This is a genomic window from Emticicia sp. W12TSBA100-4 (assembly GCF_040253585.1).
GTDB lineage: Bacteria > Bacteroidota > Bacteroidia > Cytophagales > Spirosomataceae > Emticicia.
The window spans coordinates 172,119-197,341 of sequence record NZ_JBELAU010000013.1 but is presented as its reverse complement, the minus strand read 5'-3'; the positions used below and the strand labels follow the sequence as shown (position 1 = coordinate 197,341).

Here is a 25,223-nt window from a genome sequence, read left to right as displayed (position 1 = left end):
TTAGAAAATTATTTTACCGATAATCTTTTTTAGACTATATTCGCCTATATTCCAACCTCATACCATTACTTATTCAGTTGCCATTCTATGAAAAACAAGTATTTTGTTCCTTTTGTATTACTCACATCGTTGTTCTTTTTGTGGGGATTCGCCCATAATCTCAATCCGATTCTAATTCCTCACCTCAAAAAAGCGTGTCAACTCACTGATTTTCAGTCGGCTTTGATTGATAGTGCATTTTTTGTGGCCTATTTCGTCATGGCGATTCCAGCGGGTATGGTCATGAAAAAATATGGCTATAAAATAGGTATCATTGCGGGGCTTATCACCTTTGCGATTGGTGCATTTTTGTTTGTTCCCGCTGCGAATACTCGTGTTTTTGCATTTTTCTTGACAGCCCTTTTTGTGATTGCATCGGGTTTGACATTTTTGGAAACGGCTGCAAATCCATATATGACAGTTTTGGGAGAACCCGAAGGTGCAACACAACGTCTAAACTTTGCCCAATCTTTCAATGGTTTGGCGGCATCAATTGCTCCGAAAATAGGAGGGATGTTCATTTTATCGGGCGTAACGCTCTCAGATACCGAGATTGCTCGAATGTCGGTTGAACAACTCAATACCTATCTGGACACAGAAGCCTCGGCCGTCAAAATGCCTTACATTGTCATTGGCGTAATTGTGCTGGTTGTGGCGGCTATTTTGTATAAAACCAATTTGCCTGAAGTTACTGAAGATGCTCACGAAATAAATATGTCGGGCGGTTCGCAGTCTATTTGGCGACACAGCCACCTAACTTGGGGAGTAATTGCTCAGTTTTTTTATGTGGGAGCCCAAGTTTGTGTGTCGAGTTTCTTTATTCGTTATCTCTACCAAACCGCCCAAATTGATGAAAAATCGGCGGCAGATTATCTGGCTATTGCCTTGCTTGGATTTATGATTGGGCGTTTTGTGGGTACTTTCTTGATGCGTTTTATTTCACCTAATCGACTATTGGCTATTTATTCGGCACTTTGTATCGTTTTGTTGGCAATCATTGTGCTGAATGGCGGAATGATGTCGGTGTATGGTTTGATTGGTGTCGAATTTTTTATGTCGATTATGTTCCCGACCATTTTCTCATTGAGCGTGCAATCATTGGGTGAAGAAACAAAACTGGGTTCGTCGTTAGTAATTATGGCCATTGTAGGTGGAGCAATTTTTCCTTTAATTATGGGACGTGTTTCTGACGTGAGCAATATCCAAACAGCCTACGTTGTGCCTTTGGCTTGTTTTGTGGTGGTACTATATTTTGGTGTACGTGGATATAAAGTGAAGCGAATGACGAATTTAGAATGACGATTTATGAATGTTGAATTATGAATATTGAATTTAGATTTACGATTTACGAATATATTTCCTCTCGTAAATCGTAAATCTAAATTCGATTTATTCTTCTGATTTATTCTTCAAACTCATCAGCAAGGTATAAGCTCCTTTGATTACAAACGTCTGATTATTAAGATTTTCGGTTTTAATAATTTCGGTGAAGCCTTTTTCGGTATTGCCGATTTGTACTTCTACCATTTCAAATTGCGTGGCTGATTTCTTCACAAAAACATAGTGCTTATTCTCAAATCTAACAATCGCATCTTCGGGTAAAACATAAGATTTGGCATTTGTTATGGCAATTTCAGCGTTCATGTACGTACCAGGAATCAAGGCTTTGTCGTACACTTCAAAATGGCAATGAACATCCGTATTTCGTTCTTCGCTTAGGCTTTTTCCTATCAACAAAATCTCGCAAGGATATTTTTTGTCGGGGTAAGTGTTAGTATAGGCAATTACCTTTTGGCCGATGCTAAGTTTGTCTAAATCTTTTTCAAAAATCTTTAGAGCCAAGTGAATATCGCTCGTATTGACCAGCTCAAACATGACATCGGTTGGGGAAATATACTTGCCAATATTTACATTTACTTTACTTACATAACCATTGATTGGCGAGTAGATATTGATGCTTTTAGAGATAGAGTTTTCATTCAATTTCTCAGGGTTGATGCCTGCCAATTTTAGTTTTTCGGCCAAAGATTTAACCAAAATTCGTTGAGTCTTTAATTCCATTTCGGCTTGTTGGAAAACCTTATCGCTGCTTGCTTTGCTTTGATTGAGTTCTTTTTGGCGTTGATATTCGTTTTCAAGAAAACTAATTTTTGATTGAATCGTCAAGAAATCTTGTTGAAGCTGAATATACTGTTGGTCTTCGATGATGGCAATGCTTTCGCCTTTACGCACAAACATTCCTGGAATCAGGTGCGAAGATTTCAAATAACCACCCAAAGGCACACTTACCGAAATTAGGTTTTGTGGCGGTACATCAACTTTTCCTGTCACTTTCAAAATGGTTGAGAAAGATTTTTGTTCCAAAGCCCCTGTCTCAATGCCAATGTTTTGCACTTGTTTTTCGGTCAGATTCGCAACCGAACTTTCAACAACTGTTGAGTCGGTTGTTTCTTCGGTAGTTGTTTTGCTTCCGCAAGAACTTATCAAAAAAAGCGTAGCAATTCCTAAAATTGGCGTAGAAAAAGTGCTTTTAAGCTGTCTTAAATGTGTATTTATTTTAACTAAATTTTTCATTCTTCAAAGTATGTTTATTGTTGGACAAGATATTCTCGTGGGTCCAACTGACGTGATTAATAAATGGGGATTGTCGTACAGGACAATTCGGTACATTGCAAATGCCACATTGTTTTGCTGGAATACAGCCATCAACGTGAATAAAAAACTCTACTTTATCGTCAAAATGCTGCTTAAATAAAATAGTAAGCCTGTCCAGCACTTCATGGGCTTCGTTGACATTGATGTAATACGGAACTGTCAGATGGCAGTCGATGTGGTAAAAACCTGCGTAGTCAATTACTCGCATATTATGCACATCAATCCAATCATCTTGACGATGTTCGTTTAAGATGACTACAATTTGGTCAATAATGGCATCATCGGCTTCGTCCATGATACCAGAAACCGATTTTCGGATAATCTTATAGCCTGTATAAATAATGATAAAGGCAAAAATGATGGCCGCCACGCTGTCAATCCAAGCATAACCTGTGAGTAAAATCAGACCTACACCGAGCAAAAGACCAATAGAAGAATATGTATCCGACTGTAAATGCGAGCCGCTGGCAACCAAAATCGGAGAGTTTTCTTCTTTTCCTTTTTTGATACAATAATAGCCCACCAAATAATTGATAGCACCCGTTAGAGCCACTAACGCCAAACCAAAGTCGAGTTGTTTTAGCTCGTGCGGATGAATGAAATTATTGATTCCTTCGTAAATAATAATCAAACCTGCAATCGTAATCAGCACGCCCTCAATGGCTGACGAGAGAAATTCGACTTTGCCGTGTCCATAAGGATGTTCTTTGTCACGAGGTTTTGAAGAAAGAATGATGCTATAAAGCCCAATAAAACCCGCAATGACATTGACACTACTTTCGAGTGCATCGGTCAAAATTGCCACCGACGAAGTGAGCCACCAAGCTACAAGCTTGATAACAAATAATGCCACCGAAACAGCTACCAATATTTGCTGCATCCGAATCGGGTTTACTTTTTTTTCTTCCATATTTTTTTCTGCTTATTCGTGACACACACAGCGTGCCACGAAATGACAATTAATAGTTTAACAACGAATTTATTTGAATAATGCTTTCGTTGAGACTTTTTACGGCCTCAATATAATCATTCCGAATGTTGGTCGCTTGATTGGTGAGTGTCACCCATTCGAGATAATTAATACTGCCGTTTATGAGTTGCTGTTGGGCAGTAGTATTAATCAAAATAGCGTTAGAAAGTGCCGTTTTTTCGTAATATTCTGCCGTTTTGCTGAATTTATTGTATTCGCCCAAAGCTACCAAATATGCGTTATTGAGTTGTTGCAAACCCACCGAATAATTATTTTCTATAACCAGTTTATTCACTTTTTCGCTATTGATTTTTGCTTTTTGAGCAGTTGCAAAAATCGGAATTCCTACACCGACTTGTACCGACTGAAATCGGTGCCAACCGTTATAAACAACATTATCCGCTCCAGTTCCTCTGATGCTACCATTGTTGTAAACAAAAGATAAGGTCGGTAGAAGTTTCTTTTTTTCAACCTCAATCATGGCATCGGCCACTTGTTGTTGTTGGCTTAGAAACTTCAAATTTGGGTGTTCTTTCAGCGTTTCGAGGTCAGTTTTTGTATTGAAATTTAGTTTATAATTATTGAAAGTAGGCAAATAATTATCCGAACTATTGAGCAAATATCGAAAACGCAATTGAGTGAGTTCGATGTCGGCTTGCAATTGTCGGAGTTGCACATTTATTTGTCCAAGTTGATTTTCGGCCGTTACTTTCTCCAAAATATTACTTTCGCCTTTGGCCAAACGAAGTTCGGCACGATTCAAAAAAGTAGCGTAAAGGCTATCGGCAAACTGCAAAAGTTGGCGTTTTTGTTGTAAATACACCCAATGATAGAAGGTCTGAGTAACTTGTCTTTTGAGTTCATGCTCAGTGATGGCCACATTCAGTGTACTACTTTTCCAAAGTTCGTTATAAAGGTTTTTTTGACTTTCATAGACTTTCGGAAAACTAAGCGTTTGACCAACGCTCAATCTCGAATCGAGATACACACTATTGATTTGGCCAACTTCGGCGGCAATGGTACTGGTCGGAATTGTTTTTGCCGTATTTATCAAACTTTTTTGATACTCAGCCTTGAGTTTTTCATTTTTTATCGAAAGATTGTTCTTCAACGCAACATCAAGAGCGGTTTCTAAACTGATTGGCGTTTGGGCATTGGCCGAGAGCGTAAAAGTCAAGAAAAGTAAAATAATAGCCGCTTTTGGAGAAATAACTTTCGTTTTTCCTTCAAAAACCATGTATAAAATCGGCAAAACGAAGAGCGTCAAGAAAGTAGCCACGAGTAAGCCGCCAATTACAACCGTTGCCAGTGGACGTTGTACTTCTGCTCCTGCACCGTTGCTAAGTGCCATCGGCAAAAAGCCCAATGATGCCACGAAGGCCGTCATTAAAACTGGGCGTAGTCGCAGGTTTGTGCCTTTTATTACTACTTTCCGCAGGTCTTGTTCGCCATCATGCTTTATTCTGTTAAACTCGGCAATCAGTACAATTCCATTCAAAACTGCTACGCCAAATAATGCAATAAAACCAACGCCTGCACTAATACTGAAGGGTAGGCCACGCATCGCCAAAAAGAAAATACCACCAATGGCTGAAAGCGGAATTGCCGAATAAATAAGCAAGCCATGTTTGATAGAATTGAAGGCAAAAAACAATAATAAAAATATCAAAATCAACGAAACTGGAACAGCAATCATTAGTCTTTGTTTGGCGGCATTGAGGTTTTCAAATGCTCCACCGTAGGTTACGTAATAGCCCGTTGGAAACTTGATTTTTTTATCAACTTTATCTTGAAGTTCGTTTACGATGGTCTGAACATCTCGCCCTCTGACGTTGAAACCCACCACAATTCTGCGTTTGGCATCTTCACGTTGAATCTGATTTGGACCATCTTTTATGGCTACATCGGCCAGTTGCGAAAGTGGAATTTGCGTGCCTTGTGGCGTAGGAATAAGCAAGTTTTGAATGTCTTCTAAGTTTTGTTTTTGCTCGCCAGCCAATCTTACGACCAAATCAAAGCGTTTTTCGCCTTCAAAAACCATTCCTGTGCTTTGCCCAGCCAAAGCAGTATTTACTATTTTGTTGATGTCTGAAATACTCAAATTGTATTGGGCAATCATGTTGCGTTTATATTGAATCAAAATCTGTGGCATGCCCGAAACACTTTCTACGTAAAGGTTTTTTGCACCTTCAACGGTATTTACAATTTCGCCCAATTTAGTAGCATAAGCTGTCAGAGTGTCTAAATCTTCACCGAAAATTTTACAAACAACATCTTGCCTCGCACCAGTCATGAGTTCATTGAAACGCATCTGAACGGGAAACTGAAAACCAACCGTTACGCCAGGAACTTCGGTGAGTTCTTTGGTCATTTTCTCGGCTAATTCATCGAAAGTTTCGGCTGAAGTCCATTCGCTTTTATCTTTCAAAATCACCATCATATCGCTGGCTTCCATGGGCATGGGGTCGGTTGGTACTTCACCACTACCTATTTTTGTCACCACTTTTTCTACTTCGGGAAATCTCGTTTTCAAGATATGAGCAGTTTTTTGAGTATTTTCAACGGTTGTTTTCAAGCTACTTCCAGTCAAAACTCTGGTTTCTACCGCAAAATCTCCTTCTTCAAGAGCAGGAATAAACTCACCACCGAGAGTTGTTAAAACAAAAACAGCAAGCACGAAAAGCCCAATTGTTGCTCCTAAAACTATTTTCGGGAAACCAATAATTCTCATCAAAGCCGATTTATAAGCGAGTTCAACTTTCGCCATCAGTCTATCCGAAATATTGGGTTCGTGTTTGGTTTTTTTGCTCAAAAACACCGCACTCATCATCGGAATATACGTAAGCGATAAGATGAATGCACCCAACAAGGCAAAAGCCACCGTTTGTGCCATTGGCTTAAACATTTTGCCTTCGATACCCTGCAAGGTGAAGATGGGTAAATAAACGACCAAGATAATGACTTGCCCAAAAACGGCACTATTCATCATTTTTCCTGCCGATTTATTGGTGATTTCGTCCATTTCGGCTTGTGTGTATTTGGCATTACCGAGTGCGTGTTTTCCTGCCAGTACGTGCATGACGGCCTCCACAATAATTACCGCTCCATCGACAATCAAACCAAAATCTAATGCTCCCAAACTCATCAGGTTTCCGCTTACGCCAAAGAGATTCATCATGATAATGGCAAAGAGCATCGCCAACGGAATTACCGATGCAACCAAGATTCCCGCACGGAAATTTCCGAGAAAAAGCACCAAAACAAAAATTACGATTAATGCACCTTCCAATAAATTCTTTTCAACCGTTCCGATGGCGTTATTGACCATTTTAGTTCGGTCGAGAAAAGGCTCAATCACTACACCTTCGGGAAGGGTTTTCTGAATCTGAGCCACACGGTTTTTAATATTTTTGATAACCTCACTGCTGTTTGCTCCTTTGAGCATCATCACGACTGCCCCCGAAACTTCGCCTTTGTCATTGAATGTCATTGCTCCATAGCGTGTAGCATGACCAATTTTTATGTCGGCAACATCACGAATAAATAGAGGAGTACCGCCACTAAGATTCTTGATAGCAATATTTTCGATGTCTTCGATGTTGCCAATCAAACCTTCGCTTCTGATAAACAAAGCCGTCGAGCCTTTTTCGATGTAAGCCCCGCCCGTATTTTGATTATTACTTTCGAGAGCCTTAAAAACATCATTGATAGTGATGCCACTTGATTGGAGTTTATGAGGGTCGATTTCGATGGAATATTGCTTCAGTTTTCCGCCAAAACTACTTACTTCGGCCACGCCTTTTACTCCCAAAAGTTGGCGGCGAACTATCCAATCTTGAATTGTTCGGAGCTCGGTTTCATCATATTTTGATTCGTAACCTTCTTTGGGTCGAACGACGTATTGATAAATCTCGCCCAAACCAGTAGAAACAGGCCCAAGTTCAGGAACACCGATGCCCGCAGGGATTTCGGTTTGTACTTTTTGAAGGCGTTCGGCCACTTGTTGCCTTGCCCAATAAATATCGGTTTCATCGTTGAAAACGATGGTTACGAGCGAAAGTCCGAAGCGAGAAAAACTTCTGATTTCGAGTAAACCCGAAATATTATTATTGGCTTGTTCGATCGGAAACGTCACCAGTCGCTCAATATCGGTTGCTCCAAACGAAGGAGCAATCGTAATGACTTGCACTTGATTGTTGGTAATATCAGGCACGGCATCAATCGGCAATTTGGTAACTTCGTAGCTACCATAGCCAATGAGAGCAATGGTGAATAGCCCAACGATGAGTTTGTTTTTGATGGCAAACCCAATGATTGAATTTAGCATGATTGATAGATTAATGATTCGTATGGGTAGCTTGTAAGGCACAAACTACCACAATTAATTTAATAGTAAGCAATCAGAAATAAACGAGTATTTCCGAATGGATAATCTTTTCAAATCAATTGGTTAGAATCTTGGCGGTTGCCAAATAGTAGAAAGGTAAGCCGATAAAATATTGGCTGAAGATGAAATCAAGATTTTTTTCTTCTCAAGAACAATAGTTTGAATCTGAGAAAGTTGGATTGTATGAAAGATACTTATCGGAAACACAAAAGACCAACATTGGTCGTGCGATTTAAAAGGAAGTTTATTATCAGTTGTAGCATCGCCATCGTCTTTATGTTCGGTGGCGTAATGATGATGAAGAAACTCACCAAACGACATTGAAGGCTCTTTTTGTTGATGCTCAACGAAGTGTGAAAACAGCAAAGGAAGTTTCAACAACTGACTTGCTTCAGTTGCCGAAAATAGATAAACTATTATCAAGAATTTTGAAATAGATGCTTTCACGGTGTAAAGGTAGCACTTTTACTGTATAAAGTATCAGATTGATACTATTTTGGTCTAATTTATAATGAGTTTAAATCAATCTTTAGTCAGTTTTAGCTTTGTTGTCTTTCACGACCAAGAAAAAATCATTATCGAGTTCGAGATAACCGTATTCATACACAAAATAATACGTTGAGCCTTTTTGGGTTGTGCGTACGCTCGTGACGAGGCTGAAATCAAAACCTCGGTCGAGTAGGGTATTGCGAGTAGTTTTGCTTTTATCGTCATGGCAAATATCTTCCAAAATCTTGCGATTTCGACGAAGAGCATTATTGATATTTCTGACGTAATTATTGGCGTCGGCGTTTACTTTATTGTTATAGGCATTGCGGCACAAGTCCGAACAAAACTTTTTGTCCGACCTCCCGATGATGGGTTCTCCGCATTCTAAGCAGGCTTTTTGTGGCATTTTATTATAATGAATAATTGAAAATGGATAATGAGTTGTAGTGTCTAAGGCTAACAAAATGTTAGCGTTAGGCATTATCCCGTAGGGATTTGATATTGGTAGCAACATAATTTCACTAACCAAGCTCATGCCGTAGGTATGATACCAAGAATGTTTCATACTTACGGCATGAAAATAACAAAATAAGTAATCCCTTATTGCCGATATTTAATCCCTACGGGATAATGTCTTACAACTATATCTTCTATCAAATATACAAAACTTCATATCCGTTTACAAACGTTTACAAATGTTTTTATCTGTATATAAATGACTATCAACCGAATAGGGTGGGGGAGAAGCTGCAACTTTGCATTGTCAATCGGAAATAGAGCGTGGTTGGCTAATTTATTTTAACAATCATTTTTAAACGTACAAAACAATGAACACAGTAAAATTAATCGGAAATGTAGGCAACGAAGTAAATGTATTCAACTTCGATAATAGTAAAAAAGCGGCTTTTAGCTTGGCAACGGACGAAGTTTATACCAACAAAAACAACGAAGAAGTAAAAAACACCACGTGGCATAAAGTGGTTGCATGGGGGAAAGTGGCCGAAGTCTGTGCCGATTTGGTCAGTAGAGGCAAATTGGTGAGTATTCAAGGAAAATTGAATTACAGAAATTATGTGAATAAGGAAAATAAAACGGTTTATGTCACCGAAATAGTTGCGTATAAAGTTTCTGAAGTGGAAGTTAAAGAGAAGCCGCAGCAGTAAAGAAGTTTTTCTGCTAATTCCCACAATTTAAACTTGCTGAATTTCGTCGGAACGTCCAATTTGGACGTTCTTACGGGGTAGGCAAAAAAAGAAGTCGTCTCGATTCCTCAAGACGACTTTCTTCCTTTTTTGGGGTACTGAGCGTTTAATTCATTTGTAAGATTTTAATCTCTGTACGACGGTTTTGAGCGTGTTGCTCTTCCGTACATTCTACGCCATCAACGCAGCCATTTACTGGCATTGTTTCGCCATAACCTGCAAACTCTACTCGACTGCGGCTAATGCCACGTTTGAATAAGTAGCTTGCTGAAGCTTTAGCACGGCCTTCAGAGATTTTTTGGTTGAAATCAGACTCGGCACGGCTATCAGTATGAGCTCTAAGCTCAATACGCATTTTTGGATACTTACGCATCATAGTCACCAATTTGTCTAATTCTGAACGAGCATCTGAACGAAGGTTACATTTACCATAATCGAAGTAAATATTATCAACCTGTACGATGTCGCCCGTACCAAACATATATATATCGGCAGTTACACCGCCTTTTTTACAATTCAACTTACGTACACGTTTGCCTTTCGAGCCGAGGTTGTCTTTTGAGCCTTCAACTGTATAATCGCATCCTTCTGCTACCGTAAATTCATAGTTACCTGTAGCATCAGTATAAGCAGTTTGAGTAGAGCCATCACATTCACTACGGAGAGTCACGAGTACGCCATCAACGGCTTGTTTTGTGCCTTGTGTCATTACACGACCACGAATCGTACAAGTATTCCCAGATAATACTGTGCCAGCACCTGTTCTGCCAGTTCCACTTGTGCCTTGTTGGCCTTGTGTAGTGGTTTCACCAGCGTAACCATTTTGTGCATTTGCAGTATTCGTACCATTTGCTCCATCATTTTGTGCAAGTGCGGTTGAATCAACCGCTGGTTTTGGACGACTCATTGGAATCTCCAGACGAGAGGCTTCGTTATCGCAATCTTTTGTCGAGAAACTTACAGTATTGGCACTATAACCATCACGAGTGGCACGGAAAGCAAATTCTACATCTTGGTCAAGCCCTTCGAGTTTTACACTACCATCAGCATCACTCATTTTCTCTTTGATATTACCATCTTTGTCTTCATATACAATTTTAGCATTATCAAGTGGCATTTTGGTTTCGGCGTCATATACTGCAATGATTAGGTCACAACCCTCTTTGAGTTCGCACTCCCTATCGAATTTGTAGATGTCGTCATCGGCACCACCACGTTTACGATTTGAACTAAAATAACCAGCTTTACGAAGAGCATCGGTCACGATACCGAAATCATCTTTGCTTGAATTGACTGGAGCTCCAAGGTTGATTACTCGACCTTTTGAAGTTGTGCCGTCCATTTGCACAAAGAAAATATCTAAATCGCCTAAACCAGCATGACCGTCAGAAGAGAAATAAAGATTGCCTTTTTCATCAACAAAAGGGAACATTTCATTACCTTTTGAATTGACTGTTTTTCCTAAATTGATAGGAGCAGACCAGTTTCCACCATCGTAGCGAGAAACATAAATATCTGTTCCTCCGAAACCACCTGGCATATCAGAAGCAAAGAAAAGTAACTTTTCATCGGCTGAAAGTGCAGGATGCCCTGTTGAATATTCATCGCTATTGAAGGGTAATTCTTTGATATTTTTCCAGCCATCTTTTGCCGCATCGCCTATGTATAGTTTCAATTTATTGATACCATCTGAACTACGTTTGGCTTTACCGTTATTGAAGTTATTTCTTGTAAAGATTACTTTAGAAGCATCTTTGAAAAATGCGGCTGGGCCTTCATGGTATTTTGAATTGATTGAGCCACCAAAACGCTCCGATTCAGTAACTGGGCGGTCACCGTAGCCTAAACCAGCCATTACGTTCATGCCACCGTATGTTCCGATTGTGCGGCTATCATTGGCAGTAGGAGCGGTGTATTCGTCGGATCCAACAACGCCACCTCTGCTACTACGTTTGCGAGGAGCTTTAATATCGCCTGAGCCTGTTCCCAAACCAGCGGCTTGTCCGCCAATGGCCGAGACATCATCTAAAAAGAATAAGTCAAGGAAAGGGGTTTCGTTCCAGTTGAATACTCGACGCACCCCGACAGTATTGTGGCGGTTTGAGACGAATACCATACCGTTTTTGTAGTATGATGGAGAGAAATCGGCTGAATTGGTATTGATTGAAAGGTAATCAACTTTGTAACAGTTGGCATTTTTAGAAAGTACGCTTACATCATTATAAAGTTTTGAGAAGCCTTTTCCACGAGGGTCATCTTCTACTTTACGAGTGTATTTATCGTACATCTCTTGAGCCTCACGGTATTTACCATTGCTGGCAAGCACCTGTGCATACTTGAGGCAAACAGTAATGTTTTCTCCTGACAAATCGCCTGCTGTATTCATAATTTCAGCATATACACGCTCGGCATTTTGCGTATCTTTAACCTTACAATAGCTATCACCGAGCTTTACCTTTGCAGCGAGCTTTTGTTGGTCAGTAAGACCTTTTTTCTTTAGAGCTGCCTCAAAGGCATCAATTGCTTTCACATAGCATAAACTTTCGTAATGATGCTCACCAGTTTTTAGTAAGGCCTCTTGTGCCTTTACACTACCGCCGAGCAAGGCTGCTACAACCAACGCTCCAATTATTTTTTTCCTGACAATCATTTTATTAGAATTTAAAATTCACTCACGAATTTGTAAATTTAGTATGCGTATATGGGACTTGATATTGTGTGTCTGAATTGAAAGTCTGGACACAGACTTTCCTATTTCAAGATTTTTAAAGAATTCTTGAAAAGGTATGTACAATTCTATGCAACCTTCATACCAACTGGATTGCATAGTAAATTAGAACGTGCAATAAATATCTTAGAAATAACGTGGAGTAAGAATTTTATTCTTACCGAAGCCAAATTCATAGCGAAGTAAAACTTCGTGTGTTGGAATACCAAGGAAACGGCTCACACCTGTTTTCGATTGGTCGTTTAGCTTATTAGATGTAAAATCATAAGCATAACCAAGTTTGAATTGTGGTGTAAGCTGAAGCTCTATCATACCGATGGCGGCATCGAATAAGTTTTTGCTATCTTGTCCCATTGCTTGGAATTGGGAGATACGCCCCGAAACACCAAATGCAATTTTATCTTTAATCCAGAAGTTTAGGTTTCCATCAAAGCCAAGTGGAGCTCCTTGTGTGTATCGAACCATCGTAGAAGGTTTAATTTTGAAAGACCCTTTTCCGATTACAAAACCCATCATAGCAAAATAATGACGACGAGTTCTGCCTATTGTTCCAGAGGAATCACCAACGTTAAAGTTAGAAATTGTATTTTCCATGATTTGTGGGCATGAAATACCTATATAACCTTTGTCATTACTTAGATAAATTCCACCACCAACATTCGGAAGGATTTTATTTTGGTCACTTGCTCCTGAAAATACGTTGTCTGTTCCGTCTGTTAGGTTTTGAGCATCAGATAAAGCCCAACGAACATTGGTTGCTCCACCTTGTACACCGAATGACAAAGTAGAACGAGGCCCGACTTTAATACGGTAAGAATAGGTAGCGTAAACGCCAGTGTTTTTTTGAAGACCAACTTCATCACGCGTTACCTGAAGGCCTAAACCCATTTTTTCATTTTTGATAGGTGTATCCATCGAAAATGTAAAGGTTTTAGGAGCTCCATCAACACCAACCCATTGATAACGACCAAGGGCTGTAAGGCTCAGTACATCACGACTACCAGCATAAGCTGGATTAATAGCAAGGGTATTGAACATGTACTGGGAGAACATCGCTTCTTGTTGAGCGAAGGTTTGGTAGCTTACTGATAATGCCCCAACGAGCAAAAGTGCGGCTAACCTGTTTTTCAGGTTTGTAAAATTTTTCATTTTTTACCAAATTAAATAGTAAAGATACAGTGCTTTTAAAGGTTCAATCAATATAGAATGTAACCGTTTAAACATTTTTATACTCAATAGCAAAACAAAGTTACATTAAGATTTTGAAATGTCAATATTTTTTTATTAAGAGTTATGACATCTCTTTTGGCTTGAATATCAAATAGTTATACTAAAAGAATGATTTTTTGCTTGTTTATTTGGTGATGATTTTGATAAATCCCGAATGTTTTCTTTTCTGAAAATACTATCGGGATTTATCAAATCATTCCTTTTATCTGGCAATAGTTATATACTGGATCTTAGGCTGATTACCCCAGAAGCCTACTGCTTTCACGCAGATGAAGTATGTTCCATCTGGTACACCTACTCCTTTGCCTCCAAGAACAATGCCATTGTTGGCTTCACCATTCCAACCTTCTACTTTTGCGAAGTCAGTGTTTTGGTAAACCAGCTGACCCCATCTGTTATAGATAAAGATTTCGGCTTCTACATCATCAACACCATTGATGCCTTTGATTACGAACAAGTCATTTCTGCCGTCACTATTTGGCGAGAATGCTTGTGGTATGATGCCTCGGTTAGTTGTATCAGTAATCGCTGTTTGACCTTTAATAGTGATAACCGTTGGCTGGTTATTATTGCCAGGGTTATTATCAGCATCTGGGTCAGGATTCAAGCCTGCTTGCGAAATATCTCTCACATTGGTCGTGCTATCTTTGGCCGTTCCTGTAATACTATTAGAGTAAGTGGCGTCTCCTTTTTTCGAGCTCAACAGTCTGAGTTTGAATGTGAGGGTATCTGACGCACCAACAGCTAATGAGCTACTATCTGCCACTAACATTGTCATTTGGGTTCTACCATTGAAAGTTGAGTCAATTTTTAATTTACTATTTTTGCTCAACACTGGTTTTCCAACGATTACAAATTCTGCACTATCAGCAAATACTTTATCAAGACTATCACTTAATTGAACATTCGTGAGTTTACGAGTACCGTAGTTTTTCACGATTACATTGTACGATAAGTTATAGCTGCCATCAGCATTTTTCATGGTATCTAATACTGCTGCTTTTGCGATACCGAATTTTGTGCTGAACGATGGGATGATTGTGCCACCATCACCAAGTTTCACTGGTGTACCGATACTGTTATTTTTCGGGTTTCCATCATTATTCTTTAGTGGGTCACCTCCTGCTGTAAAATCTGGGTCGTTTCCGTTCGTTGACAAATCATCTACTGACTTATTCGTTGGGTATTTACCAATGACTAACGCTTGGTTTTCGAAGTTAATTCTGTTCGATGTTGTTGTCAGTCGAGTAAATAAGGTAGCGTTTCTTTCAGTATTGGCAGCGAGTGTACTTAGTGAGTCAACCAATAAATCAATTAGAGTTCCACGACCAGTATAGTTGCTATTGACTGTTAGACCTGCATCGGCTGTTACTTTTACTGAATCAACTTTCACACTATCACCGAATGTTTCACTCAAGTTATCCTGAATTTGTACACCTGTGAATGCCACTTTTCCGTAGTTTTTCACTTTGAATGAGAATGTTACGTCGTAAGTATTAGTTGTGCCTGCTACTAACTTAGGTTCGCTTGCACTCTTTGAGATTCCGATGAGGGCTTCTGGCAAGCTATTGAAGTTAATAACCGTTGAGGTATTACCCGATGGGTCTGGATTCACACCAGCATTTGAAGCATCGGTGATTGTCTGACCACTTGGTGTTTTTGCAGTAACTACAACATTATTTCTGAATGGCCCTTTATTACCATTAAGTTTCACATTGACTACCCACGTGACTGTATCTACTTTGTTAGGAGCAAGCTGACTTGCATCTAATAACATACAAGTTTTGCTTGTACCATTATACGAAGTATCTATTTTCAAGAGGCTGCCTGCACTTACTGTTGGTTTCACTGCGAGTTTGGCAACGGCTGGGGATGTGAATGTTTTTGATAAGGTATCACATATTTGGATACTGCTCAAATTCAAGTTACCGCAGTTTTTGAGAATAGCTTTGTAAGTAATGTTATAGCTGCTATCTGCTTGTCTTACGGTGTCTTTTACATAAAGTGCGATTCCGATACACGGTACCTCGATAGAGCTTCCTCCTTCCGAATTTAGATTTAAGTTGGTTGGGTTGCTTCCAGGAGCATCAGGGTTTAGGCCAGCATTTGATAGATCAGTCACATTTTCGGTTGTTCCCGAAGTAAGCGTACCCGAACCAGAAACCACTGCTGTGTTAGCAAATGCTTTGAGTGTATCTGGCTGAACATTGACTGTGAACTTCAAGGTATCAGTTTTTCCGATTGCTATTGAGCTACCTGTTAGGGTCAATCTTGTATCAGTTGTTCCGTTGAATGCACTGTTGAGCGTCAATTGGCTACTTGTATTTTTGCTCGGAGCGGCTACTACTGTGAATGTCGCTGGTGCTTTGAATACTTTAGACAATGTATCTCTTACAATTACATTGTTTAGTGTCAATGAACCGTTGTTTTTAACGAGTAATTGGTAAGTTATATCAAAAGAACCATTTGCTTTCTTGGTTGTATCCAAGACAATTTTCGCAAGACCAACACTTGGCGATTTGTAGAGACGAACTACTGTTGGTTCGGCACTTTCTTTTATTACTGTTTTACCATTGTTTGAAACATCAGATACATCTTGTGGAATTCCAAAAGCGGTATTGCCGATTGCTTCTACGATTGCGTTGGTCGAGAACGGTCCTTCTTTACCGTTTGGTACAATATTGATTACAAATTTAACTGTATCTACTTTACCTGCTTCTACGATACTTCCTTCAGGAATTGTTAGGTTCAAGTCGGTAGTTCCATTGAAACTATCATTCGTTTGAATTTTGCTACCTATACCAGCAGTTGGCTTCTGAACGATTGTGAAGGTCGTTGGTGTTGGGAACATTGTTGCAAGGTTTTCAGTCACTTTCACACCTTCCAACTTTACGTTTCCACAAGCTTCAATCAAGGCTCTAAATGTAATGTTATAACTACCATTTACTTGGCGAGTAGTATCGGCTGCTAAAGCGATTCCTACGCAAGTTTCTTGGCAGGTTTTACATTCAACTGTCCACTGGCTGATATTATTACTCAAGATTTGATCAACTTGGTCAAGTTTGGTGATCTTGGCTGTATTGATAATCTGTCCAGCTTTTGTTGTTTTAGCATCATAGGTGTAAGTTCTGGTTGCACCTGCTGGTAGGTTCCCGATTACGCTTAGTAATGAGTCGGTACCAAATGCTGTAAAGCCTGGTGTTGTTGAAGTAATTGTGAAGCCTTTAGGTAGTACATTTACTACATTTACATTGGTTGCCGATTTTACTGTACTATTGTTTTTTACAGTGATAGTATATGTAACTGGGTCACCAACTTTTAATTCAACACGAGATCCGACGATTTGGATACTTACATCTACTTTCGATGTATCGGTTGTTGTTTCGCATTTGTCAATTGTTACGATGATTGGAGATGCTGGACTGTAACAACCCGTGCCGCTCTTCTCAATGACATAATATGTTCCTGAACCTACTGCTGATGCGTTTGCAAGCATTGGGCTACTTGGTGAGCTTCCTGTATGGAACTCAAATGCTCCGCCTGTGCTTTGTGTTTGGCTTGTTACAGAACTTGCCAAGTTTACACTTGTTGCAGGGCAGTTGTTTTTAGTGATGGCCGTTACGGTTGGAGCTGCAATAGCATCACTCAATTTGACCACGATTTCGTTTGAGCTAAGTGAAGCACAACCATTACCGTTGATGAGTTTTACCGTATAACGACCTGGTGTTTTCACCGTGATACTTTTTGTTGTTGCTCCTGTACTCCATTTGTACAAACTTGTGTTTGTTGCGGTCAATACTACTGAGTCGCCGAAGCAGATATTTGCTGATTTATTAGATGTAATAGTTGGAACTGTGCTTACACTATTGAGTGTCACTGTAAAACTTGATGTTGCTGCTACACACGAACCGTTATCGTCAGGGTCGTTGGTAGTGAGTGTAAATTTCACGCTTCCTTTTACTAAATCATCGTTTGAATAATTATACTTAGTACTTAAGCTTAGAGCGTTATCGAATGAGCCTTTACCATCTGTTGTCCATTTTGCACTTGAAGCTGCACCACCAATTTTACCCTGGAGTGTGAAGAAATCAGCACTTAGACAAACTGTGGTATCTTTTCCTGCCAATGCAGTAGCTGGATTTGTAACACACGAAGGATTTATGATTTCACAAGTTGTGATTTTTACATTAACCTTAGCACCTTCACTATAACATCCGTTACCTGCTTTCTCAAATACATAGTATGTACCTGTTCCTGCTGCTGATGGGTTCGCTACGGCAGGAGAACCTGGAGTTGTTCCTGTACGGAATACGAAAATTCCACCTTGCGAAGAGGCTGTACTTGTTACGGCTGTTGTAAGGTCAACGGTAACGAATGGACAAGTATTTACTAAATCTCTGACAGTTGGTTTTGTAAGTCCACTACCAGTTACTTGTACTGTGATTACGTTTGATTTCTCACTTTGACAAGTACCACCATCACAAATAGCTGAGTAACTTGTAATAGTTGTTGGTGAAACGGTGATAACTGCACCGATTTGACCATCAGACCACTTAACTGTACCCACACAACCTGCTGCTTCGATTTGTGTACTTGAACCACCACAAATTTGTGTGTTTTTGCATGTCACTACTGGAGGTATTGGATTTCCTACAGTAATTGTTGCGGCGGCTGATGGAGCTGATTGGCAAGAACCAACTTTACAGATAGCGGTATAAACTGTGGTTTCAGAAGGGTTTACATTGATTGAAGCCGATGTCTGACCTGATGACCACAATACACTTCCACTGCATCCTAAGGCATTGAGTGTAAGGGTATCACCTTTACAGATTCTTGATGCTGTGCATGAGATAACTGGCGACTCAGGTTTTGGAGTAATGTTTACAGTTACTTTGTTTGACTGATCGCTTGTGCAACCACCTTGGGGTAATTTACATACCGCAGTGTAGTCAGTCGTATTGCTCGGTGTTACAGAGATGCTTGAACCTGTGAGGCCATTTGACCAAACTGTTGTTCCTTCACAGCCAGTGGCTGTCAAAATTACTGCATCACCTGCACAAACTGTTTGTTTATTGCCAGTAATCGTTGGTTTGTTTGGTTTTCCAACAGTTACAGTTACGTCGTTCGATTTACCGCTTTCACATGTGGCTGTTTTACAAGCTGCTGAGAAAGTTGTAGTTGTTGCTACGCTTACAGTAATGCTTGAACCTGTTGAAGTATTAGACCAAATTATTGTACCTGCACAACCTGCTGCTGTCAATGTTACTTGACCTGTTTCACAAAGTGCGGTTGTTGAAGCTGTGATTGTTGGAGGCGTAACATTGCCTAATTGAATCACGATTGCATTGGAGTTACCGCTTGTTCCGCAGCCATTTTTACAGATTGCAGTATAAGTTCCAGTACTAACAATGATTGAAGAACCAGTTGCACCATTGCTCCAAGTGATAGTTCCACCAGTACAGCCTGTAGCTGTAATAGTAGCCGTTTCATTTCCACAAACTGCTGTTTTGTTTGAAGAAATAATAGGAGCAGTTGGTGTTTGACCACCACCGATATTGATAATTTTCGATGCAGAACTTTCACATTCTTCAACGATACATTTTACTGTGTAAGTTGTAGCAACTGTAGGAGTTGCGGAGATCGTACCAGCTGTAGAGCCAGTAGACCACAATACGGTGCCGTCGCAATTAGTTACGGTCAATACCACAGAGCTACCGCTACAAACAGTCTCAGCTGAGGCTGTGATAGTAGGAGGTGCTGGATTGATTACAGTGATGACAGCATCTTTCGATGGTACACTTGCACAACCGTTTACAGTACAAATTGCAGTATAAGTAGTAGTTACAGTTGGTGAAACAACCATAGTCGCTCCTGTAGCCCCCGTACTCCAAGTAACACTTCCTTCACAACCATTAGCTACGAATGTGAGCGATTCACCTGGGCAAATTCTTTCTTTACCACAAGTTACGATTGGAGCAGTTGGTTTTGGTGTTACAGTAATTATTTTAGTTGCTTTTCCGCTACAATTATTTACAGAGCAAGTTGCTTCGTAAGTAGTTGTTGAAGTTGGCGAAACAGTGATCGCTGAAGTAGTAGCACCGGTTGACCAAGTAAGAGACCCAGTACAATTGCTTGCTGTTAAAGTTACATTTTCACCAGCACAAACTCCATCTTTTGAAGCTGTGATTGTTGGTGTTGTACCAGCTCCGCCGCTTGTAATAATGATTGCATTGGAGTTACCGCTTGTTCCGCAGCCATTTTTACAGATTGCAGTATAAGTTCCAGTACTAACAATGATTGAAGAACCAGTTGCACCATTGCTCCAAGTGATAGTTCCACCAGTACAGCCTGTAGCTGTAATAGTAGCCGTTTCATTTCCACAAACTGCTGTTTTGTTTGAAGAAATAATAGGAGCAGTTGGTGTTTGACCATCACCGATATTGATAATTTTCGATGCAGAACTTTCACATTCTTCAACGATACATTTTACTGTGTAAGTTGTAGCAACTGTAGGAGTTGCGGAGATTGTACCAGCTGTAGAGCCAGTAGACCACAATACAGTGCCGTCGCAATTAGTTACGGTCAATACCACAGAACTACCGCTACAAACAGTCTCAGCTGAGGCTGTGATAGTAGGAGGTGCTGGATTGATTACAGTGATGACAGCATCTTTCGATGGTACACTTGCACAACCGTTTACAGTACAAATTGCAGTATAAGTAGTAGTTACAGTTGGTGAAACAACCATAGTCGCTCCTGTAGCCCCCGTACTCCAAGTAACACTTCCTTCACAACCATTAGCTACGAATGTGAGCGATTCACCTGGGCAAATTCTTTCTTTACCACAAGTTACGATTGGAGCAGTTGGTTTTGGTGTTACAGTAATTATTTTAGTTGCTTTTCCGCTACAATTATTTACAGAGCAAGTTGCTTCGTAAGTAGTTGTTGAAGTTGGCGAAACAGTGATCGCTGAAGTAGTAGCACCGGTTGACCAAGTAAGAGACCCAGTACAATTGCTTGCTGTTAAAGTTACATTTTCACCAGCACAAACTCCATCTTTTGAAGCTGTGATTGTTGGTGCTGTGCCAGCTCCGCCTACAGTAATAGTAAGTGGTGTTGATGCATTGCTTGAACATTCGCCTACCTTACAAACTGCTGAGTATGTTCCAGTAATTGTAGGTGTGATATTAATGCTTGAACCAGTTAAGCCACTCGACCAAATAACTGTTCCAGTGCATCCATTTGCTGTCAGTTTAACTGATTGACCTGTACAAACTGAATTATTATCGGCTGTAATAGTTGGAGGTGTTGTTGGTGTTCCTACTGTTACAGTAATTAAATTCGATTTACTACTAACACAAGTTGATTTAGTACAAGTTGCCGTGTAAGATGTTGTTGTTGTTGGCGAAACTGTGATTGATGGTGTAGTTACACCAGTTGACCACAAGATTCTGCCTGTACAGTTATTGGCTGTGAGTATTACGCTTCCACCATTACAGATTACATTCGTTGTAGAATTTGAAGTAAGCAAAGGAGGAGCAATCACGTTTATGACCACTTGTATTGGGTTTGATTTCGGACTAATACAGTTGTCAGTGATTTTACACTGAGCTGTATAAGTGGTAGTTGCTGTTGGTGTTACAATTATCGTGTTGCCAGTTTGTCCATCTGACCAAACAACAGTACCATTACATCCGATTGCTTCGATAGAAACACTTTCTCCAAGACAGATGTAAGGGTTCGCACAAGCAATGAGTGGAGTCGTTGGGTTACAAACGGGTTGTTTAATTGTGATGTCGGCATCGTCATCATCATTTTCGTTTTTATTAACACCGTTGTTAGGCGTTGAATTAGGGTCTTTTTGGTCAGATTTCGTGACCTCAGCCCAGTTTTTGATTGTACCGGTTGTAGCGGTTACTTTTGCAACGATTTGGAATGTAGCGGTTTGTCCAACATTGATTTGGTTGAATTTCGCCACTACTGTATTACCAGTTGTATTGATTACATCTCCACCTGTTGCACTGATGATTTGTAAACCAGCAGGTACAACATCTGTTACTTCTACATTTGTTGCATTTGAAGGCCCGTTATTTTTAACTTCTACGAAATATGTAATTTGGTCACCAGTTGCAGGAGTAGTATTGCTAACTACTTTATTCAAACTTAAATCAGCTAATAACTCTACTACTTTAGGTGTAATTGTTACTTTATCGTCATCGTCTTCTTTGGTAGTTTTACCATTATTAGGCGTTGAGTCTATATCTTTTTCTGTTACTTTAGTTATCTGAGCAAAGTTTATCATTGCTGCTGAACCCGTTACTTTAGCAATATAAGTTAAAGTGATGGTCTGATTTACTGCAACGTTTGGAATAGTTGAAGTCAATACTCCGCTATTATTTGTAAAGAATGCACTTGATACAAATTGTAAACCAGCAGGTAATTCGTCAGTTACTTCAACGGCTGTTGCTGCGTCTGGTCCAGCGTTAATTACTTTTACGGTGAAGGTAATGTTATCACCAACATTTGGTGTTGCATTATCTGTTGTTTTTGTCAAACTTAAATCAATAGATTTGTCACAGTTTTTCAACGTAACTTTCAATAATGTTGGATTACTATAACATCCCACACCTGATTTTTCAAATAAATAATAGGTGCCATTGCCAACTGCCGTAGGATTTGTCACTAAAGGTGAACTTGGATTAGCAGTAGTATGCCATTCGAAGCTACCACCTGAAGTGGTTACAGCATTGATAATAAAGTTATTCAGGTTGATTGTTTTACCAATACATTCTTCTACTGCACCTACACTAGTAGGATTAGCTGGACGAACATTTACAATAATTGAAACTGGCTGGCGTGTATTCGGACAACCCTCTGGAGCATTAACAATTTCTGCATAATAAACGGTTGTTGTTGTTGGGAAAACTGCAAATACACTTCCACTATTAACAGTGGCAAGAGGGGTTCCACCTGTTGGTGTTAAATACCATCTGACAGTACCACCGCCAGTGATTGTTCCTCTGATTGAAGTTGTATCACCTGAGCAAATGTCTGCATCAACTGCGATAGCTACTAATTCAGCACAAACAACTGGTAGATATATAGCACCATCAATCGTTGGATTGTCTTTCAACGTTGATACAAATGGGTCAATGCTGATTTTTGATGAATAACCCGAAGTTGGGTTGAAATCATTGTCTTTTGTATCGTCTCCTGCATCAACTTTGCTTGAAAGTACAAATGACGTTGGTAAGGTACTGGTTATGATTCTTACAACATAGTCACCTTTTGGTAAATTATTGAATGTATAGAAACCACTCGTATTTGTAGTTGTGGTATTAATTGCTGCACCTATCGGATTGCCTAAGGCATCTGAAGCGTATAATTCTAATTTGACATTTCCAACCCCTACTTCGCCAGAATCTTGTATGCCGTTATTGTTGGTATCTTTCCAAACAAAGTCTCCAATTGAGCCAAGTGGGCTGTAAATACCACCATCAACCGTCAAGATGTCTTTTTTAGTAGCATCGTAAGGGTCAATTGTAATTTTATCAGATAAACCCGTACTTGGATTAACATCACTGTCAATGGCATCATTAGTACCAATATCTTGTTTTGTAGTAAGCTGAGACCCTGAAGGAAGTGAGTTTGTAACTACTTTTACAACATAGTTCCCTGCTGATAAGCCAGTAAATAAATATTTGCCATTTGCATCAGTCGTATCTTTTTTCAACGGTGAGCCAATTGGTAGACCAATGGCATCCGAAGCATATAATTCTATGATAATACCACTTATACCTGTTTCGGTGGCATCTTGTAAGCCGTTATTGTTTGAGTCGTTCCAAACGTAATCTCCGATTGAGCCATATTTAGGCTTTAAGCCAGCATCAATATTCAGGTTATTCCGTAAAGTGTCTGATGGTAATTTTGAAGTATCAATATTAATTAATTGTGAAAGGCCTGTTGTGCCTACATCGCTATCTTTGGTATCATCAGTACCTGAGTTTTGAGTAGTGAATGAATCAAAACTGACTGGCTTCACAAATTGAACTCGGTAGCTGTTAGTTGTCAAGCTATCAAACAAATATTTCCCTTGGGCATCAGTAAGAGTCGAATCAAGTTTAGTGCCTGAAGCACTTAACAAGTAAACTTTAACACCAGCTACTGGTGGCTCTGCTGCAGTAGAGCCTTGTTTGCCATCATTGTTTGTATCTTGCCAAACGTAGTCTCCAATGCTACCATAAGGCCCTTCAATAACTTGAACCGCACAACAACCTTGTGCAGGACAATTAGAGATATTCGTAGTAAATGTAAATGTACCAGGGGCTTTAATAGTTAATGATGAATCGGCATTTACGACTGCAACTGTCGAGTTTGGTGTAATTGCGGACGTGCCATTAAACCATTTAATTGTTGAACCATATTTATAGGGAGCAGGTACAGAAATAGTATATTCCTCACCAGGATACCAGTGAAGAGGGACAGAGAAACATGCTGTAGCAATATCATCTTCATAAAGTTTTGAATTATTTGGAGAAGAGTCAGTATCTTCTTGACCTGCTCCAACTGAAAGTACTTCGGCAGTATTAAAGAATACACCTTGTTGAGTTACTGTGGCATTGATCTCTAATTTTACAGAATCTCCGACTGCTAATGTTGCAACATTCCATGTACCAATGCCTGTGATTGGACTATACGAGAAATTAGCTCCACCAGTGTGCGTATTCAAGACCGCACCAGCAATTGGGAAATTATCTTGAACTACAATTGAACTTGCAGCTGAGGGGCCAGAGTTCTTTAACCATAGCGTGTATTTGACGCTCTCGTTCAGTGTCGGTAAGGATTTATCAATCGTTTTTCTGAGCGATAAATCAATCAAGCTTTGTGCCGAAACTCCAAAAACACTAATAAGAATCAACAGAATTGTTGTTGCGAAACCCTTAAAAAATGAATTTTTAGGATAATCATCATCTTTAATTCTTTTAGAAGAAGAGAATGAAGGTGTCCATTGTTTCAACTTAGCATCAAAATGACTACCTAAATGGTACTCTTTGACAGTTGAATTACTGTTAAGGGAAAGCTTCTTCATGGTTAAATCTTGATTTGTTAATAAATCAGCAGGCACAGAATTGGCTTTATCTATATTTAATTGAGGAGGATAGTTATCAGTAAAGTATTCTTGCAAACTATTTTCTGCATAAAGTTTTTCATGCGGTTTTACCGAGATGCTTTCTTTAGGCATAATTTGAGGTAAAAGACTATTCTTTGATTTAAAAAATAGACTAATTACATTGACAATTTTCTGCACAAGTTCTAAAATTGTATCATCTTTGTTTGATTTGTGCTGTTGTGAATACCCCTTTATTGGCATTGGGATACCCCTTTCGGTAAAATTGTATTTCATTTGCAAGTATTTTAATAATTCTCTTCATGTATTTATTGCACTTATTTGATAGATACTGGCCTTAAAACATGATACATTGATACATCATGATATTGTTAGAACCTGTATATGCAGGCAAA

General features: G+C 39.5%; 10 protein-coding genes. 2 read left to right on the top strand and 8 right to left on the bottom strand.

Features of this window, described 5'->3' with window-relative positions; genetic code table 11:
• Positions 1-87 precede the first annotated feature (87 nt).
• Positions 88-1,338 (top strand): L-fucose:H+ symporter permease, encoded by a 1,251-nt coding sequence (gene fucP / locus ABR854_RS19990; RefSeq protein WP_350267624.1) that lies wholly within the window; start codon positions 88-90, stop codon positions 1,336-1,338.
• Positions 1,339-1,428: 90 nt separating this feature from the next.
• Here fucP and ABR854_RS19985 read toward each other — a convergent pair whose 3' ends face one another.
• The 5 genes from ABR854_RS19985 to ABR854_RS19965 all read right to left on the bottom strand — a co-directional run bounded on the left by ABR854_RS19985 (position 1,429) and on the right by ABR854_RS19965 (position 9,021).
• Positions 1,429-2,613 carry an efflux RND transporter periplasmic adaptor subunit gene (locus ABR854_RS19985; RefSeq protein ID WP_350267623.1) on the bottom strand — a complete coding sequence of 395 codons (1,185 nt, stop codon included), beginning with the start codon at positions 2,611-2,613 and terminating at the stop codon, positions 1,429-1,431.
• Positions 2,597-3,604 (bottom strand): cation diffusion facilitator family transporter, encoded by a 1,008-nt coding sequence (locus ABR854_RS19980; protein WP_350267622.1) that lies wholly within the window; start codon positions 3,602-3,604, stop codon positions 2,597-2,599. The genes ABR854_RS19985 and ABR854_RS19980 overlap by 17 nt, the downstream gene beginning before the upstream one ends.
• A gap of 49 nt (positions 3,605-3,653) precedes the next feature.
• Entirely contained in the window at positions 3,654-7,991 is a 4,338-nt protein-coding gene (locus tag ABR854_RS19975) for a CusA/CzcA family heavy metal efflux RND transporter (protein ID WP_350267621.1), read from the bottom strand.
• Between the two features lie 123 nt (positions 7,992-8,114).
• On the bottom strand, positions 8,115-8,498 hold the full coding sequence (locus ABR854_RS19970) for a hypothetical protein (protein WP_350267620.1): 384 nt from the start codon (positions 8,496-8,498) through the stop codon (positions 8,115-8,117).
• An 82-nt stretch (positions 8,499-8,580) separates the two neighbouring features.
• On the bottom strand, positions 8,581-9,021 hold the full coding sequence (locus ABR854_RS19965; protein WP_350267619.1) for a DUF2116 family Zn-ribbon domain-containing protein: 441 nt from the start codon (positions 9,019-9,021) through the stop codon (positions 8,581-8,583).
• A 346-nt stretch (positions 9,022-9,367) separates the two neighbouring features.
• On the opposite strand from ABR854_RS19965, the gene ABR854_RS19960 reads away from it, so the two are divergent.
• The gene (locus ABR854_RS19960; RefSeq protein WP_350267618.1) at positions 9,368-9,703 is read left to right on the top strand and encodes a single-stranded DNA-binding protein; all 336 of its coding nucleotides are present in this window, start codon (positions 9,368-9,370) and stop codon (positions 9,701-9,703) included.
• A 145-nt stretch (positions 9,704-9,848) separates the two neighbouring features.
• On the opposite strand, the gene ABR854_RS19955 is transcribed toward ABR854_RS19960, so the two are convergent.
• From ABR854_RS19955 to ABR854_RS19945, 3 genes are all read right to left on the bottom strand, one after another.
• On the bottom strand, positions 9,849-12,392 hold the full coding sequence (locus tag ABR854_RS19955; RefSeq protein WP_350267617.1) for an OmpA family protein: 2,544 nt from the start codon (positions 12,390-12,392) through the stop codon (positions 9,849-9,851).
• Between the two features lie 204 nt (positions 12,393-12,596).
• The gene (locus ABR854_RS19950) at positions 12,597-13,619 is read right to left on the bottom strand and encodes a PorP/SprF family type IX secretion system membrane protein (RefSeq protein WP_350267616.1); all 1,023 of its coding nucleotides are present in this window, start codon (positions 13,617-13,619) and stop codon (positions 12,597-12,599) included.
• 283 nt (positions 13,620-13,902) lie between these two features.
• Positions 13,903-25,104 carry an SdrD B-like domain-containing protein gene (locus ABR854_RS19945; protein WP_350267615.1) on the bottom strand — a complete coding sequence of 3,734 codons (11,202 nt, stop codon included), beginning with the start codon at positions 25,102-25,104 and terminating at the stop codon, positions 13,903-13,905.
• Positions 25,105-25,223 lie beyond the last annotated feature (119 nt).

Coding starts and splice junctions, on each gene's coding strand:
- fucP (WP_350267624.1), top strand. CDS start 88: ATGAAAAACAAGTATTTTGTTCCTTTTGTATTACTCACATCGTTGTTC.
- ABR854_RS19945 (WP_350267615.1), bottom strand. CDS start 25,104: ATGAAATACAATTTTACCGAAAGGGGTATCCCAATGCCAATAAAGGGG.
- ABR854_RS19955 (WP_350267617.1), bottom strand. CDS start 12,392: ATGATTGTCAGGAAAAAAATAATTGGAGCGTTGGTTGTAGCAGCCTTG.
- ABR854_RS19960 (WP_350267618.1), top strand. CDS start 9,368: ATGAACACAGTAAAATTAATCGGAAATGTAGGCAACGAAGTAAATGTA.
- ABR854_RS19975 (WP_350267621.1), bottom strand. CDS start 7,991: ATGCTAAATTCAATCATTGGGTTTGCCATCAAAAACAAACTCATCGTT.
- ABR854_RS19985 (WP_350267623.1), bottom strand. CDS start 2,613: ATGAAAAATTTAGTTAAAATAAATACACATTTAAGACAGCTTAAAAGC.
- ABR854_RS19980 (WP_350267622.1), bottom strand. CDS start 3,604: ATGGAAGAAAAAAAAGTAAACCCGATTCGGATGCAGCAAATATTGGTA.
- ABR854_RS19965 (WP_350267619.1), bottom strand. CDS start 9,021: ATGCCTAACGCTAACATTTTGTTAGCCTTAGACACTACAACTCATTAT.
- ABR854_RS19950 (WP_350267616.1), bottom strand. CDS start 13,619: ATGAAAAATTTTACAAACCTGAAAAACAGGTTAGCCGCACTTTTGCTC.